The organism is Melioribacter sp. (genome assembly GCF_049325435.1).
In the GTDB taxonomy this organism is placed as follows: domain Bacteria; phylum Bacteroidota; class Ignavibacteria; order Ignavibacteriales; family Melioribacteraceae; genus Melioribacter; species Melioribacter roseus.
Map to the genome: position 1 here is coordinate 101753 of NZ_JBMOLD010000001.1, position 17244 is coordinate 118996.

Genomic DNA, 17244 nt, shown 5'->3' on the forward strand with positions numbered 1-17244 from the left:
TACGAAATTAGGCGCGGTTAATCAATTTTCGGAGGGCTTTATAAAGTAAAAATTTAAAAAATTGTTCGCCGATAGTGCGAGAGATTATTAGGCAATTGCCGTAATTGCATTCAAAATATTAAGTTATACCGATTGATCGCTTAAATTATTAATTTCCCGTCCTTCATTATAATCTTATCGTCGAGCCATACGGTCGGTTTTTTTATCAATCCGTCGAGGTGAATCGGGACATTCACTTTGCCGCCCATTGTTTTATTGTCGCCCAGCGCAATATGAACGGTGCCTTTGACTTTTTCGTCTTCGAGCAGATTTCCGCTCAATTTCACTTTATCGTTCGTTCCGATTCCGAATTCGGCAATATTACGGGCTAATTTTCCGTATTTATCGAGTATTTTCTCGAGCTTTTTAGCCTGCGAACCGCCGGTTATTTTTGTAGCAAAGCCGTCTTTTACTTCGATTTTAATCGGTTTATTTTTAACGACTCCAATTCCCGACATCGAACCGTCAACCACAAAAACGCCGTTGGAGGTTCCTTCCAGAGGGGCTATAAAAGCTTCGCCTGTTGGCAGATTGCCGCCCTCGCCTTTTTTATGAAACAAACCTTTGCTGGCAATGGCTTTCCGCCCTTTGATTTCAAAAGAAATGTCGGTGCCGTTTGGAGCCGTAACTCGTACTTTCTTGGCTTTGTCCAGCTTTCTGGCAAGTTTAATGGTTAGCTCGGCTATTTTTTTGTAATCGGCGCTCAGTCCCCTAATCATTACGTCTTCGGTAATGCCGGGAAATGTCGCAATTCGAACGCCTTTTGCCGAGGCCGCCCGTCTGGCGTTTGTATGGGTCAAAGACTTATCCGTCGGGCATAATACAACGTCGAACATTTTCATCATTTCTGCGACCTGCTCAGGCGGTTCCTCTCCGTGCATTTCGCCCGATTTCATTTCCAGATAAATCGAGCGATGCCCCAATCTCAAAGCATTTTGATAAAGAGAATATCCGATTTTTTTCTTCTTTTCGTCGGTTATAATCAACACCGATTCTTTCGGTTTGGCGCCCATGCAATCGCGTATGGCTATTACTGATGCTTTGTCGAGTTTGGTCAATTTCATAATATTTCCTCAGAGCGGAAAGCCCACATTAATTTGAAGAGTTGCGGAAAAAGTTTTTTTGTTAATTATTTCATTTGTCGAGTTGGTTACGGGAATCGATAAATTATTGTCCCCGTCGTATAATTGTTCCAATTCCCAAAAATTGTAACCCGCCGTGGCTTCCAGACTGATATAATCGGGTATAAGATGGATTATCAATCCCGAACCGAGAAAGTAACCGATTTTGGTTTCGTCAGAAGTAAATTTATTGAGTTCAACGGTTGCGCTGTTTTGTTCAACGAGGTTTATCTTAAACTCGGGCGAATAAAAATTTACATGCCCTTCCACCAATTTCAAATCGAGAAACGAAAAAACCGGAATCCCGATGTCCAGTCCTACTCCCCAATTATTCATCGACAATTCGTAACGTTCCGAATTCAAAACGCTAATTTTGTATTCGTGCGTTTCTTTAAGAAATTGATAATATCCTTTTGTGCTGATAAAAATGCTGGAAAATCTCGCCCTGAAAATATTAGCGCCGATTCTGTAGCCCGTCGATCTCTTAAAATCGATATTCGGAACAAGCCCTTCGGCGGGATCAGCGGTTATTTTGTATGTGTTCACAAATTCGTTTAGAGCCGGAGCTTCGTAATAATGGTGCGTAAAACCCGCGTAGAAACCGCTCAAGCCCAGGCAGCCGAATCCGAATGTTTGAGCATTAACGCCGCTTGCCGGGAGAGTAAAGACAATAATTATAATGAAAGACTTTAGTTTCATATATCCGATAACTTTTTCACATTCACATACAATTTACTAAAAAAGCGCATAAATAAAACACTATTCGGGTTTGGCGTCGAGCTGCCGCTGACTTTTTTTCAGTAAATACGCAAATACAAGTCCGAAAAATCCGAGCGTCGAGAAAATCCACATTCCCGCATTGTAGCCCGCGGGATTCGTAGCGCTGGCTCCCGAGACGTCGTTTGCATAACCGATAATAATATTAAAAGCAAACAAACCGATATTCTGAATCATCGTCATTAAACCGTAAGCTGTTCCCAGCTTAGCATTGTCGACAATCAATGCAACCGAGGGCCACATTACAGCAGGAACCAACGAAAATGCAATGCCCATCATCGACATCGGAAGAATCAGATAAATCGGTATTGCCACGTCGATATCGAAAAATGAAATTGTCAAACGAATAAAATCGCTGTCCGACATTACATCGGGCTTGCCGACTTTATAAGCCATCATCAAATAGACGGGAATAATCAGCAGAGAACCGAACATCATCAGCCACGAACGTTTACCGATTTTATCGGCAAGCAATCCGAAGAGAGGAGTAAATATCATGGCAGCCAGCGTCAATATACTCGAAAGATTGCCTCCCACCTCCCTCGTAGTTCCGTGGGCATCCTGGAAAAATTTAATTGCAAAAGTTTGGAACGGAAACATTGCCGAATAGAATGTTACGCAAAGCGCGGTAATATACCAGAAAGCTTTCGGAAAAGTGAAGACTTCTTTCAGAACGACTTTTTCCTGCTGACCTTCGGCGGGAAGTTCGAATTTCCGCGAGCCGATCATATCGAGAATATAATAGAGTCCAATTGCTATAACGGCAAAAACTCCCGCCGCTACCGTAATCAGAAGCGGCGACTGCCAGTACTCGTAAAAACTTTTTCCCCATGTGGGCGAATTAAGAGCCAGAAACGAACCCAGGCGCGCTACGGTTAGATTCAATCCGAAAGCCAGCGATAATTCCTTGCCTTTAAACCAACGTGCAATTATTGTAGTAATGGCGACAATCATCGATTCGGCTCCGAGTCCGAATATCAACCTGCCGAGCGCCATAATGTAAAGATTGCCTGTCAAAGCGGTGACAACGGAACCGATCATTACAAGCGCAGTAAAAATGAGAACAGAAATTCTGGTGCCAATTTTATCGATAATAATACCGCCGATGAGCACCATGATAATGTTCGGGAAACTGTAGATTCCCTGCAGAAGTCCGATATCCGAATCGGTAAATTTGAGTTGTTTTACCAGCAAATCTGCCAGAGGACTTATGCTGTCGTAGATATAGTAATTGCCGAACATCGCCAGGCTGATTAAAAGCAAAATAGTCCATCTGAACAGGAATGTCGGTTGAGGTTTTTTAATCGTATTGTTCATATACAAAAACCCGATTATTCAAAAATATATCGCATGGGAAGCTCTTCGAATTCCGGGCTTCCCATACGGCTCAAACAATTATTTTGAAGGGATGGCTTTAAGAGTATTCACCAGAATATCCCAGAACTTTTGTACCGTACTTATTTGCACTTTTTCGTCGGGCGAATGAGCTCCCTGTATAGTCGGTCCCAACGATATCATGTCGATATGCGGAAATTTTTCTTTGATAATGCCGCATTCCAGTCCAGCGTGAATAGCTTTAATTTCGGGTTCGGCTCCGAACATGTGTTTGTAAACTCCTTTCATAATTTTTAAAATGGGAGAATTGATATCGGGTTTCCATCCGGGATAGCCTTCCCCGAAATTCACTTTTGCTTTTGCCAATTTGAATACGGCGGCAATAGCGTTCGAAATTTCGTACTTTTCGGATTCGACCGAGCTTCTTTGACTTGTGATTACTTCGACGCTGTTTTGTTTGGTTACAACAACGGCAAGGTTGGAAGAGGTTTCGACCAATCCTTCGATATCTGCGCTCATTTTAATAACGCCGTTTTGAATTCCAAAGAGAGACGCAATAATTTTATCGGATGTGGCTTTGTCGATTACTTTCGCCCGCGACTGTACTTTTTTGGCAATCACCTGCAAAGAAGGTTCGACCGTAGCCAGTTCCGCCTGAATCGCCGATTCGAATTTCGAGACTGTATCGAGAACTTCGAGGTAATTTTTCTTCGGTATTCTGATTAAAGCGAAAGCTTCTCTCGGTATGGCATTATGCTTGCTTCCGCCGTTGATCTTCGACAATGTAACGCCGAATTTTTCATTCAGATTATAGAGCAAACGGGCCATCAATTTAATTGCATTTCCCCGACCGCTGGCAATATCGAGTCCCGAATGTCCTCCTTTTAGTCCGGTTATCGAAACTTCGAGGGGTACGGTATTTTCTTTATACGGGGTTGTTTTAATTTTGAATTCGGCAAACGTATTTTGTCCTCCGGCGCAGCCGATATAAAATGCGCCGTCTTCTTCCGAATCGAGATTAATCATAATGTCTGCTTTCAGGAAACCCGGTTGCAGAGCCTGAGCGCCGTTTAATCCGGTTTCCTCGTCGAGCGTAAAAAGAGCTTCGATCGGACCGTGTTCCAGATCTTTCGATTCCAGAATTGCCAGAGCCGCAGCTACGCCGATACCGTTATCGGAACCGAGCGTAGTGCCTTTGGCTTTTACCCAATCGCCGTCTACATAAGCTTGAATCGGGTCTTTGTCGAAGTTGTGTTTGACGTCGTTGTTTTTTTCGGGCACCATATCGAGATGTCCCTGAAATGCTACCGTCATTAAATTTTCTTTTCCTGGAGTGGCGGGTTTTCTAACTACAATATTTCCGAATCCGTCGACGCTGTAGTCGAGCGAGTTTTTCTTGGCAAAATCTATAATATATTCTGATACCAGCTTTTCGTTCCTCGACGGATGCGGTCTCATGCAAATTTCTTCGAAATGTTTCCATAACAATTCGGGTTTAAGATTACCGAGTGTGTTGCTCATAATTTTTCTCCTTCTATTTCCTTAAAAGAAATAATTTTTTCCATATACAAACGAGTCAGAAACCGGGTCAAACGTTCTTCAACCGGCTCGATTTTATCGCCGAGTTTATTTCGGAGTCGATTACACAATTCGCGCACATTTGTATTGTCGTCGATTTCGAGCCACGAAGCCGAGCCGAGTTCGTCGAGCTTCAGTTTAATATATCTGGATTTCATCCTCGGTACAATAAATTTAACCGCAAACGCGCTTGTAAATTTGGGAATCAATAAAGTAACCAGATTACCCTCTTGCTCGTATTCGACCTTTCTGACCGGCGTAAGATCGAGATAATTTTTGTCTTTTAATATTTTTCTTCTTCTTAAAAAATCCATAACATCCCGCAGAATATAAAAGAAAGGCTGCCCCTTTCGAAAAGGAGCAGCTCTTATTGTTTTATTGAATCATTAAACCGGAACCGAAGGAGAGGCCGGGTCTTCCGGCTTGCCCGCATTCTTAATAGGAATTCTTACAAGTAAATAGGCAATAAACAACAATACAGCCAGACTGATAATGAATGTAGGCTCTTTGAAGATTTCCAGGAGCGGCACTTCCCAGAACGCGAAGCCCGCAAAGAGCAATCCAATCAGCGCTTCGCCCGCAATCAAACCTGCGGCAAGCAATATTCCTACATTTTCGACTCTCGATTTTTGCGCGTCGTTGAAATTATGTTTAGCAGAAATTCTTTCGACTATTCCTTTAATAAGGCCGCCCACAAAAATTGCGAATGTGGTACCCAGCGGGAGATACATACCGACGCTTACAAGCATTGGACTTTTAACGTTCATCATAATAAACCCGACGCCCATCAGCATTCCCGTGAAGATCAAGATCCATTCCATTTGACCCGCAACGATACCATTCGACAGAATAGCCATCAAACTTGCCTGCGGAGCCGGCAGAGCGTCGCCGCCGAATCCCATTCCGCCCGATTTGATATCGCCTTCGTGCAGAATAAAAAGAGGTATAAACATAACAGCAGATGCAATAATAACTCCGATAATATCGCCGAGCTGCATTTTCCAGGGAGTACCTCCGAGGATATGACCGGCTTTCAGGTCCTGAAGCATTTCGCCAGCCACAGCCGCCGAGACGCAGACTACGGCAGCCACGCCGAGAACAGCGGCAACGCCCTGAGTTCCTTTCATTCCCAATGCAACCATTAATACAGCCGCTACAACCAGAGTAGACAATGTCAAACCGCTTATAGGATTGTTGCTCGAGCCGATAATGCCGACAAGATAACCCGATACAGCGGCAAAAAAGAACCCTGCAATTATCATTACAACAGTCGCTACTAATGCGGCGAAAATGTCCTGAGCAAAATAATTATAGATGAAAAACGTGGCGACTGCGGTCAAGCCGATACCGCCGAGTATTGTAGTAAAACTGAGGTCTTTTTCGGTACGGATTTCGGTCACTTCGCCTGTAGCCGCTTTTTTAACGTCGCTAACCGACCTGCCGATACCGGTAATAAGACTGTTTCTCATTTTCCATAATGTATATGCTGCGCCCACGAGCATGCCTCCTATTGCAATGGGACGCACGTAATCTTTCCATACCTGCACAAGCATATCAGTAGTGTCCATTGAAGTATCGCCGGCGGCTGTATACTTGAAATAAGCGATAATCGGGGCGAGCAGACCCCAGGCAATTACGCCTCCGCTGAAGTTCAATGCGGCGAGGCGGGGACCGATGATATATCCCACTCCCATATATGCAGGACTTACCTCAGGCGAACGGAAAAGAATGCTTCCTTTGCCGAAGTGTAAAACTTTATCGTAAGAAAAAGCGAACAATTTGAATTTCCCGAGCATCTGGATAACTGCGCCTATACCCATAGCGCTGAATAAATATTTCGAGCCTGCCGTGCCGTTACGACCGGCTTTATGAATTTCCGCAGCTGCAACCGATTCCGGGAAAGGAAGTTCAACATCTTCCACCATAACCCGGCGTAATAGAGCTACAAACATAATACCGAGTATACCGCCGGCAACCATTATTGCCGTTGAAATTGCATAATTACCCGGAGTAAAAAAAGGATCCCAAATTCCCGCTATAAAAAAAGCGGGCAATGTGAAAATAGCTCCCGCAGCTATCGATTCTCCGATCGAACCGACTGTACGGGCAAAATTCTCTTCGAGTATTGTGCCTTTCATTAATTTCAGCAGAGCCATCCCTATTACCGCCGCCGGATAGGTGGCAGCTATTGTCATACCGGCTTTAAGACCCAAATATGCATTTGCGGCTCCGAGCACAACTGCCATAAGCAATCCGATAATCAGAGCCCGCGCCGTAAATTCCGCCATATTTGTTTCCGGCGAAACGAAAGGGACAAATCGTTTTTGTTCCGACATGCCGTTCTCCTGTTTATGGTATTAATAATTTGATAATCGTTCGACTAATATAACATTGATATAATAGACGAGCAAACATTTTATATTCAGATATTCATCTTATTCATACCGATATGACAAATTGCGAAGTCGTATTTAACCGGATCGGACGGATTGAATTTTTTCAGATTTCCAGTTATCTCTTCGGCCATTTTCCAATTGATTATTTTTCCGCTAGTCAACCCAAGTCTTTTGCTTATTTTTGCCACATGAGTATCGACGGGAATTACGAGTTTATCCGTTCCGATCTCATGCCATAGCCCGAAATCGATATTGTCTTTTCTGACCATCCACCTTAAAAACAGATTCATTCTCTTGCATGCGCTGTTTTTCATCGGGTCGGGCAGCATAAATTTTATTCCCCCCGTTGCTTTCCCTTTTTTGCTCATTATATCGGTTATGTTTTTTACGAAAAAAGAGATTGACGATTTCAAATTTTCTTCTTTTTCGAAGTGATAAAGCAGGAATAAATATTTTAAAGAGCCGTACTGTGTGTAAATTCTGTTGAGCGAGTAAAAAAGAAGTTTAATATCGTGCGAAGTGTAAAAACGGTATTTCAATTTATCGAATACTTTTGTATTCCAGGAAAAATCAAGCGCAAACTCGTACGGTTTGTTTTGCATAATCGAGTGAATTTCGTCGAGCGTTTTAAGTATTTGTGAAATATTGCCGTAAGCAAACAAAGACGAAATAAATGCCGATATCTCGATGTCTCGGTAATCGGTATACCTGTGAGGGAACAAAACCGGATCGGGTACAATCGACTTGTTGTTGAACTGTCTGTAATGGCAGTCTAATTTTTTCTTGAGATTATCAGCCAAAATTTATCCGGTTCGTTTTATTGAGCGTTTCGGATAATATCGATCATTTCTTTAATTGCTTTTTCAACGCCGACAAACACCGAGCGCGCTATTACTGCATGACCGATACTTACTTCGTCGATATCTTTGATTGCTACGAATTCTTTCATATTGACGTAATTCAAACCGTGACCGGCATTAACGCCAAGTCCCAATTTTTTAGCGTGCTTTGCAGCCAGTCGGATTTTATCGAGTTCGTCGAATCTTTCTTCTTCCGAGGGAGAATTGGCATATTTGCCCGTATGAATTTCGATATAATCGGCATTGATTTCGGCAGCCGCGTTTATCTGGTCGACGTCGGGCTCGACGAAAAGCGATACGTCAATTCCCGCTGCATGAAGGCGTTTTATAGTATCGCTCAACAACCCGATATTGTCGATAACGTTTATTCCGCCCTCGGTCGTTAGTTCCTGTCTTTTTTCCGGAACGATAGTGGCAAGTTCCGGTTTTACATCGCAGGCAATCTCTATTATTTCGTCGACCGCAGCCATTTCGAGGTCGAGTTTTGTCGTAATTAGTTCTCGTAAAAGTCGTACATCGCGTTCATTTATATGACGCCTGTCCTCTCTCAGGTGCACAACAATACCGTCAACGCCGAAGAGTTCAGCCATCAGCGCAAAAGCCACCGGGTCGGGTTGAAATTCGGCTCGTGCATTTCGGAGCGTTGCAATATGATCTATATTAACGCTAAACTTCATATCATGTCCCTTTTTTTGTCTTGTCAAAATTAAAAAAAACTATTTAAAGATAAAGAGGAATCATCTTATTTCGACTAAAAGTGTTGCCTATAAATATTATGTTCTCTAAGTTGAAATATAAAATTTCAATACACTGGGAGAAATCATGAGAACAATCGTAGCGCTACCGGGGGATGGAATTGGAAAAGTAGTTCTTCCTGAAGCAATTAGATTATTAAATGCAGCCGGATTTATCGCGGAATATGTTTGGGGCGATATCGGTTGGGAATTTTGGCGTAACGAAGGAAATCCTTTGCCGCAAAGGACAATCGACTTAATCGAAAAACACAAGATTGCTCTTTTCGGAGCGATAACGAGCAAACCGAAAGATAAAGCCGCCGAAGAATTGAAACCAGAATTGCGCGACAAAGGTTATGTCTACTTTTCCCCTATCGTTGCGCTCAGGCAACACTTCAATCTCGATATCTGTATTCGTCCTTGTATTTCTTTCAAAGGCAATCCGTTAAATTTTATCCGCAAAAAAATTGACGGCTCTTACGAAGAACCGTTCGTCAATGCAGTTATATTCCGGCAAAACACCGAAGGTCTTTATGCGGGAGTCGAATGGACAAATCCGCCTGAAGTTGTAAGAAAAGCCCTTGAAACGCATCCCAAGATGAAAGCTTTTGCGAACGTTCCGGGCGAAGAGCTTGCAATTTCCACGAGGATTGTAACCAAAAAAGCGAGCGAAAGAATTATTAGGTCTGCTTTCGAATATGCAAGGAAGTATAATTACAAGAGCGTTACATTATGCGAAAAACCGAATGTGCTTCGCGAAACTTCCGGCATGATGCTTAAAATTGCTCGCGAAATTTCGAAAGAATATCCGGAGATTCAATTGTGGGACACAAACATCGACGCGCAAATGATGTGGCTTACAAAAAATCCCGAAGATTACGGAGTTATTGTAGCTGAAAATATGTTCGGAGACATTATTAGCGACGGTTTTGCCGGACTTATCGGCGGACTCGGATTTGCTTGCAGCGCCAATATAGGCGAAGAAGTTGCCGTATTCGAACCGACTCACGGCTCGGCTCCCAAATACGAAAAGTTAAAACCTTCGATAGTAAATCCGATTGCCATGTTTATGAGCGCCATAATGATGCTCGAACACATCGGCGAAAACGACATTGCCGACAAAATTAAAAAAGCAATAGCGAAAGTAATCGAAGAAGGCAAAGTAAGAACTTACGATATGCTTAAGCTCAAAGGCGGTCCGGACGTTATTGAACTTGGAGCGGCAACTACACAACAAATGACAGACGCGGTAATTTCGAAACTATAATATTTTTTGTAATTTAGGACATTAACTGCCATTTTTAATTTTGGGTATGCTATGAGCGGCATCATTTTAGTAGTATTTGCCATAATTCTGTTTATTTCGGCATACCGTATCTACGGGAATTTTATTTCGAATAAATTTTCGATTGACGGGAATCATACCACTCCTTCGCATGAAATGTACGACGGGGTCGACTATGTTCCCGCAAAGCCGCCTGTACTGCTGGGGCATCATTTCGCCTCCATAGCCGGAGCCGGTCCGATCGTAGGTCCAATAATCGCCGCCAGCTTCGGCTGGGCGCCCGTTTATGCATGGATTCTGATAGGCTCAACTTTTATCGGCGGCGTTCACGATTACACGGCTTTGATTGCTTCGATACGCCATAAAGGCAAAACCATCGGACAAGTAATTGAAAATTATATCGGTCTGAACGGCAAAAAATTGTTTCTCATTTTTACATGGTCTACGCTTATTCTCGTTATCGCAGTTTTTACAATAATCGTATCGAATACATTCAACAGCATTCCTTCCGCAGGCACCGCATCCATCTTATTTATTGTTATTGCAATCGCGTTCGGACTATTATCATATCGCAAAAAAATTCCGCTTCTTATATCTTCAGCGGTAGGAATTGTCTTATTGGCGCTGGCAATTTATTTCGGCAATCAGTTTCCATTGCTTTTGAGCAAACAGGCCTGGATAGTAATTTTATTAGTTTACATCTTTTTCGCCTCGGTAACACCGGTATGGATATTATTGCAGCCGCGCGATTATTTGAATTCGTTCTTGCTTTATGCTTTGATGCTGGGAGGAATAGCCGGTTTGTTTTTTACAATGCCCGAAGTTCATCTTGCCCCGGTTACCAATTTCAACATCAATAAAATCGGATATCTTTTCCCCGCCCTTTTCGTAACGGTGGCGTGCGGCGCAATAAGCGGTTTTCATTCGATCGTAAGCAGCGGTACGACGGCTAAACAGCTCGACAAAGAGACCGACGCAAAACTGATCGGTTACGGCGGCATGCTCATCGAAGGAGTTCTTGCTGTACTGGCATTATTATCCGTAGCTTCATTAGATCAAGCTCATTTTATTCAGTTATTAAACGAGAAAGGCGCGGTTACGGCTTTTTCAACCGGCATAGCAACTTTCATAAATAATATCCCTCTGCTTGGTATCGATAAATCGCACGCATCGAGTTTTGCCGCGCTCGCCGTAGCCGCATTTGCTCTTACTTCCCTCGACACGGCGACCAGATTAGCCCGTTATACCTTCCAGGAATTTTTTGAAACCCGGCAACAGACTGAAAAAAGCGGAATTACATCCAACAGATATTTTGCCACTTTCATTACCGTCATAGCCGGCGGACTTCTAACAATGAGCGGTCAGAGTATGACTATCTGGCCGGTATTCGGCAGCGCCAATCAACTTCTCGCAGCCATAGCGCTTCTGGCTATAACGGTCTGGGTAATTAATCTTAAGATAAATTATTACTTCACTCTCATCCCGATGTTATTCATGTTTGCCGTTACTTTATCGGCTCTTGCCATGCTCTTTTATAATAATTTCCTAATCAACAACTATTTGCTTTCAATCGTATCGATATTTCTTTTTGTCTTGGCTGTAATGCTGGCATGGCAGGCTTTTACCGTACTCAGGACCAATACCGAACCTTCAACATCAAAATAAATGATATGAGCAAAGACGAAATAATTCTTTTATGGCCCGAAGTAAACTTAATTAACGATCCTTCGCTCAAAGAGAAAGTGATCGAATGCTGGAAATATGCTGTGGAAAATTCAGAGTTAACAGCGCGGGATTTATACGAAATTCCGTTTTCGCTTTTAATAAAAGACTGCAATATTTCCTTCATTAATCACAAAAGAACGTGCGTGCAGCTTGCCGTCGACATTGCCAAAAGAATGCAAAAGAATTTCGGAAATGAGGTCAATATCGACATGGACATCTTGATTGCCGGAGCAATTTTAATCGACGTAGGGAAATTATTCGAATATACGAAAAAGGACGGCAAACTCGGAACGAGCAAAGCCGGAAGTCTGCTGCGCCATCCTTTCAGCGGCGTTGCGATTGCCGACAGGTTCGGACTGCCTCCTGAAGTTCTCCACATAATAGCTTATCATTCCAAAGAAGGCGATCTGGGAAAAAGATCCGTAGAAGCGATAATTGTGCATCATGCCGATTTCGTATCTTTCGAGCCGTTTAAGAATTGAAAAGTTATTATTTGCCGAGAATAGATATATTTGTATTGCCAAACATAATTTTCCGGAGTAGAGAATGCCCCAAACTTTAGTCGAAAAAATCGCACAGAAACATGCAATCGGATTGAAGCCGAATCAGGAAATTAGCGCCGGCGACTACATTACTATACGACCGGCATACGTGATGACTCACGATAATACCGGTGCGGTTATTCCGAAATTCAAATCGATCGGAGCAACAAAACTTGCCAATCCCCGACAGGTAGTAATAACGCTCGACCACGATATTCAAAACAAAGACGAAAAGAATCTGAATAAATACAAACGCATCGAAGAATTTGCCAAGGAAATGGGAGCGGACTTCTATCCCGCAGGGCGAGGCATAGGACATCAGATTATGGTAGAAGAAGGATACGCGTTCCCGGGTTCCATGGTGGTTGCCTCCGACAGTCATTCGAATATGTACGGCGGTATCGGATGTCTCGGCACTCCGATTGTGAGAACCGACGCCGCATCGATCTGGGCAACCGGAAAAACATGGTGGCAGGTTCCACAAACTGTCAAAGTCGTATTAACGGGGAGTTTATCCGAAGGGGTTACAGGTAAAGACGTTATTATCGCTCTCTGCGGTTATTTCAATAACGACGAAGTATTGAATTGCGCGGTTGAATTTTCGGGCGACGGTATAAACTGCCTGTCGGTAGACCAGAGACTTTCGATTGCGAATATGACTACCGAATGGGGCGCTGTCGCAGGACTCTTCCCTGTCGACGATATAACTCTCGAATGGATTGAAAGAAGAATCGATTATATCGAAAAGAGAGGTCCCGAAGGCGTGCCTTCGGATGCCGACGGCAACGGCAAAAATCCCAGATTGAACAGAGAAAGATTGAATGAACTAAAAGAAAACCTGAATAATCTCAAACCGGACACCGACGCATTTTACGCAAAAGAACTTACAATAGACTTATCTTCGATTGAGCCCGTCGTGTCGGGACCGAACAGCGTAAAGAAATACGCCCTCGTATCAGAGCTGACGAAAAAGAAAGTAAAAATTGATAAAGCTTATCTCGTGTCATGCGTCAATTCAAGACTAGAAGACATAGAACAGGCGGCCAAAATAGTAAAAGGGAAAAAGATAGCTCCGCATGTAAAATTTTATATTGCGGCGGCTTCCAGCGAAGTTCAAAAAGAGAGCGAGGCTCGGGGCTACTGGCAAGATTTAATCGAAGCCGGCGCCATTCCGCTTCCTCCTGGTTGCGGTCCCTGCATCGGATTGGGAGCGGGATTGCTTGAAGACGGCGAGGTAGGCATCTCGGCAACCAACAGAAATTTCAAAGGCAGAATGGGTTCGCCAAATGCTTTTGCATATCTGGCTTCGCCCGCCGTAGTTGCCTATTCAGCAGTCAGCGGATATATCAACTACGACATTTCAGAAAACAAAAATTCGATTGCGGGTTCGATAAAAATAAATTCTAAATCCGAAACGCAAACTCGACAGGTCGATATTATTGAAGGGTTTCCCACCGAAATAAAAGGAGAAATTATCTTCTGCCCTCAGGATAACTTAAACACAGACGGTATTTATCCGGGCAAATACACTTACAACGACGATATGACTCCTCAGGATCAGGCTAACGTTGTTATGGAAAATTACGACCCCGAATTCAGAAATATTGCGCAGGAAGGCGATATACTCGTCGGAGGATTTAATTTTGGAACGGGCAGTTCGAGAGAACAGGCGGCTACAGCGCTCAAATACAAAGGCATTCAACTCGTAATAGCAGGCTCTTTCAGCGAGACGTATAAACGCAACGCCATCAACAACGGCTTCCTGGCAATCGAATGTCCTCAACTGGTAACCGATTTGAAAAAAATGTTTGGAAGCAGCAAAAAAAATACAATCAAAACAGAAATTGTCGCCACAGTCGATTTTGTAAATTCCAAATTAATTGCCGACGATAAAATCTATACTATTTCTCCGGTCGGCATTCCCGCTCAGGAATTGATTGTTCCGGGAGGACTTGAAAACTGGATAAAGAAGAACCTGGGAAATTAATTTAATCGAATTATCGTTTAGCGCTTTTCTTTTAGAAATAAAAGCGTTAATTTTATGGCAACTAAAGGCATAAGTAATTATGCGCAAAGTGAATAAAATAACTTCCAAAAATTATTATCCATATCTCAACTTCCCTAAATTGTACGAAACCAACTGGCAGAATAAATAGGCACTCTTCCTCTATAACAACTCTCTCATTTAAAAATAGTATAAGGAATTCGTTATGGAAAAATCCGTTTCACGAATTATTTCCGAATTTGCACTTGATTTAAAATACGAAGACATACCGGGGGAAGTTATTCACGAAGCCAAGCGTTTTTTGTACGATTCGATCGGATGCGCTTACGGCGCATATGAAACCAAAGACGTAAACATCATCAGAAATTATTTCCGGAATATCGGCGGCAGACAGGAAGCGACGGTTATTGGATTCGGAGACAAAGTACCCGCTGCTCATGCCGCTTTTGTAAACTCGCAGATGATACGTTCGCTCGATTTTAACGACATCTATTGGAAGCAGGATCCGTCTCATCCGTCGGATTTAATTCCAGCAGCTTTAGCCGCAGGAGAATATTCAAACGCCGATATGAAATCTGTGTTGACTGCGATTGTTCTGGGGTACGAATTCGAACAACGACTTTGCGAAATTGCAGCGCCGGGCATAAGAGAACGTAAATGGCACCACGCTACACTAACGCAGTTTGTTTCGCCCGTAGTTGCCGGAAAATTGCTTAACTTGAGCGTGGAGCAGATGGTAAACGCTATCGGCATTAACGGCGCGCATAATTTTACTTCCGGCGCCCCCGCTTCGGGTCAACTTTCGATGATGAAAAATACGGTCGATCCGATGGCGGTCTACAACGGCGTAATCTCGTCTTTCCTCGCCAAAGAAGGCTTTACGGGTCCCGAATTTATTTTTGAAGGCAAGGAAGGCTTTTTCGACTGTTTATTGGGCTGGGATTACAAATCCGGACAGAGCAAACCGATAATTGTGCCGGGGTTGGAAATGTACGGCGAGTGGCGCTGGGATTTGGATAAGCTATTCAACAAACTCGGCAGTAATTATAAAATACTCGAATGCAGCATGAAAGCTTTTCCAACGGAAGCGTTAACCCATACCCACATTTCAGCAGTCCTTTCTCTGGTAAACAAGCACGACGTCAAACCGGATCAAATCGAAAAGATAATAATAACTACAATAGCGCGGGTCTGCGACATCCTGTTCGATCCGCAAAAGTACAAACCAAAATCGAGAGAAACAGCCGACCATTCACTGCCCTATTGCATTGCCGCGGCTGTAGTCGACAGAAAGATTACAACCGATTCATTCTCGGAAGAAAAACTCAAAGACCCGCGTATCTGGTCGGTAATCGATAAGATAGAAGGCGTTGCCTCGTATGAATTCGAAAAATTGTTTCCCGAAAAACAACCGTCTAAAGTCGAAATTATTACAACCGACGGAAAAGAATATTCGGAATATCTCGAATATCCGAAAGGTCATCCAAACAACCCGATGACCGACGAGGAATTGGAATCAAAATTCAACAGTCTTTCTTCGAAACTTTTGGACGCCAATAAACAAAGAGAAATTAAAGAGATTGTATTTAATTGCGATATTATGGAAGCGACCGAATTCATGAACAAATTAATTGCGTGAGAATATGAAAGCGGAAATAATCAACGACGCAGCTTCGGCAGGAGTTAAATCCGATAAGACGCGTTCTGACTGTCGCATTACCATAAAAAAATTAAAACGCGGAAAGAAACTAACGATTAAACTGAAGAGCAAAGTCGACAAATTGTACGGCGACGAAATAGAGAAACTGATACGCACGATTTCGTCGTTTTACGAATTAACCGGCGCCGAAATTGAAATCGAAGATTACGGAGCCCTGCCTTACACAATCGCGGCGCGATTCGAAACGGCTTATAAAAGAATTTTCGTGCATGAAACCAAAGAATTTTTGCTTCCGATTAAAAAGGGACTAATAACTCCTACCTCAAAAGACAGAATAAGGCGAAGCCGGCTTTATCTTCCCGGCAACGAACCGAAGTTCCATATAAACGCCGGTCTTCATAAACCCGACGGGATTATACTCGATCTCGAGGACAGCGTACATCCTTCCGAAAAAGACTCGGCGCGTATTTTGGTCAGGAATGCGTTACGAGCCGTTAATTTTTACGGCACCGAAAAAATGGTAAGGATTAATCAACTTCCTCTCGGTTTTGAGGATTTGAAATCAATAGTACCTCATAACGTTCATGTAATTCTTATTCCCAAATGCGAGTCAAAAGAAACCGTCATTAAAGTCAACGAAGTAATAAACGCCGTCAAAAAAGAAAAAAATATTCGTTATGACATTTATCTCATGCCGATTATCGAAAGCGCATTGGGCGTTGTGAATGCATACGAAATTGCAACGGCTTCTAAAAATATATGCGCCCTGACAATCGGGCTGGAAGATTATACTGCGGATATCGGTGTCCAGAGGACTGAAGCCGGACTCGAAAGTTTTTACGCCCGGTCTGTTATTGTCAATGCAGCCAAAGCGGCGGGAGTTCAAGCTATCGATTCGGTTTATTCCGACGTCGGGAATACGGAAGGACTCTATAAAAGCTGTCTGGAATCGAAAGCGCTCGGTTTCGAAGGGAAGGGATGCATTCATCCCAGACAAATAAAAATAACGCATAAAGCATTCGCCCCTTCGCCCCCGGAAATCGAAAAGGCGAAATTGATTGTGGAAGCTTTCAACGAAGCCCGGAGAAAAAGCCAGAGCGTCATTTCAATCGGGAGTAAAATGATCGATCCTCCCGTCGTAAAACGCGCGTTGAAAATTCTTGAATCCGAAAAACAAAATTGAAAAG

Annotated in this window: 14 protein-coding genes; 6 read left to right on the forward strand and 8 right to left on the reverse strand. The window is 43.2% G+C overall.

Annotated features, from left to right (window positions below; all coding sequences use genetic code 11):
- Nucleotides 1-140 precede the first annotated feature (140 nt).
- From ACOYVE_RS00420 to ACOYVE_RS00455, 8 genes are all read right to left on the reverse strand, one after another.
- Nucleotides 141-1103, reverse strand: a complete 963-nt coding sequence (locus tag ACOYVE_RS00420; protein ID WP_422880478.1) for an aminopeptidase — start codon at nucleotides 1101-1103, stop codon at nucleotides 141-143.
- Between the two features lie 9 nt (nucleotides 1104-1112).
- A complete protein-coding gene (locus ACOYVE_RS00425) occupies nucleotides 1113-1859 on the reverse strand; it encodes a hypothetical protein (RefSeq protein WP_422880479.1) in 747 nt (248 codons plus the stop codon).
- Between the two features lie 60 nt (nucleotides 1860-1919).
- Nucleotides 1920-3254, reverse strand: a complete 1335-nt coding sequence (locus tag ACOYVE_RS00430; RefSeq protein ID WP_014856891.1) for an MFS transporter — start codon at nucleotides 3252-3254, stop codon at nucleotides 1920-1922.
- A 78-nt stretch (nucleotides 3255-3332) separates the two neighbouring features.
- Entirely contained in the window at nucleotides 3333-4793 is a 1461-nt protein-coding gene (locus ACOYVE_RS00435) for an aminoacyl-histidine dipeptidase (protein ID WP_014856890.1), read from the reverse strand.
- Nucleotides 4790-5164: a PqqD family protein gene (locus ACOYVE_RS00440; protein WP_014856889.1), complete on the reverse strand. Its 375-nt coding sequence runs from the start codon at nucleotides 5162-5164 to the stop codon at nucleotides 4790-4792. The genes ACOYVE_RS00435 and ACOYVE_RS00440 overlap by 4 nt, the downstream gene beginning before the upstream one ends.
- Nucleotides 5165-5236: 72 nt before the next feature.
- Nucleotides 5237-7186, reverse strand: coding sequence for an OPT family oligopeptide transporter (locus ACOYVE_RS00445; protein WP_014856888.1), 1950 nt, complete (start codon nucleotides 7184-7186; stop codon nucleotides 5237-5239).
- Nucleotides 7187-7272: 86 nt separating this feature from the next.
- On the reverse strand, nucleotides 7273-8046 hold the full coding sequence (locus tag ACOYVE_RS00450; RefSeq protein WP_014856887.1) for a TIGR02757 family protein: 774 nt from the start codon (nucleotides 8044-8046) through the stop codon (nucleotides 7273-7275).
- Between the two features lie 17 nt (nucleotides 8047-8063).
- Nucleotides 8064-8783 carry a pyridoxine 5'-phosphate synthase gene (locus ACOYVE_RS00455; RefSeq protein WP_014856886.1) on the reverse strand — a complete coding sequence of 240 codons (720 nt, stop codon included), beginning with the start codon at nucleotides 8781-8783 and terminating at the stop codon, nucleotides 8064-8066.
- A 145-nt stretch (nucleotides 8784-8928) separates the two neighbouring features.
- Here ACOYVE_RS00455 and ACOYVE_RS00460 point away from each other — a divergent pair, with 145 nt between their 5' ends.
- The 6 genes from ACOYVE_RS00460 (at nucleotide 8929) to ACOYVE_RS00485 (ending at nucleotide 17240) form a co-directional block, all read left to right on the forward strand.
- A complete protein-coding gene (locus tag ACOYVE_RS00460) occupies nucleotides 8929-10107 on the forward strand; it encodes an isocitrate/isopropylmalate dehydrogenase family protein (protein WP_014856885.1) in 1179 nt (392 codons plus the stop codon).
- Between the two features lie 51 nt (nucleotides 10108-10158).
- The gene (locus ACOYVE_RS00465; RefSeq protein ID WP_014856884.1) at nucleotides 10159-11790 is read left to right on the forward strand and encodes a carbon starvation CstA family protein; all 1632 of its coding nucleotides are present in this window, start codon (nucleotides 10159-10161) and stop codon (nucleotides 11788-11790) included.
- Nucleotides 11791-11795: 5 nt separating this feature from the next.
- Nucleotides 11796-12332 carry an HD domain-containing protein gene (locus ACOYVE_RS00470; protein ID WP_014856883.1) on the forward strand — a complete coding sequence of 179 codons (537 nt, stop codon included), beginning with the start codon at nucleotides 11796-11798 and terminating at the stop codon, nucleotides 12330-12332.
- Nucleotides 12333-12396: 64 nt separating this feature from the next.
- Nucleotides 12397-14379, forward strand: coding sequence for a homoaconitase (gene lysF / locus ACOYVE_RS00475; protein ID WP_014856882.1), 1983 nt, complete (start codon nucleotides 12397-12399; stop codon nucleotides 14377-14379).
- Between the two features lie 223 nt (nucleotides 14380-14602).
- Nucleotides 14603-16036, forward strand: coding sequence for an MmgE/PrpD family protein (locus ACOYVE_RS00480; protein ID WP_422880480.1), 1434 nt, complete (start codon nucleotides 14603-14605; stop codon nucleotides 16034-16036).
- Between the two features lie 4 nt (nucleotides 16037-16040).
- Entirely contained in the window at nucleotides 16041-17240 is a 1200-nt protein-coding gene (locus ACOYVE_RS00485) for an aldolase/citrate lyase family protein (protein ID WP_422880481.1), read from the forward strand.
- Nucleotides 17241-17244 lie beyond the last annotated feature (4 nt).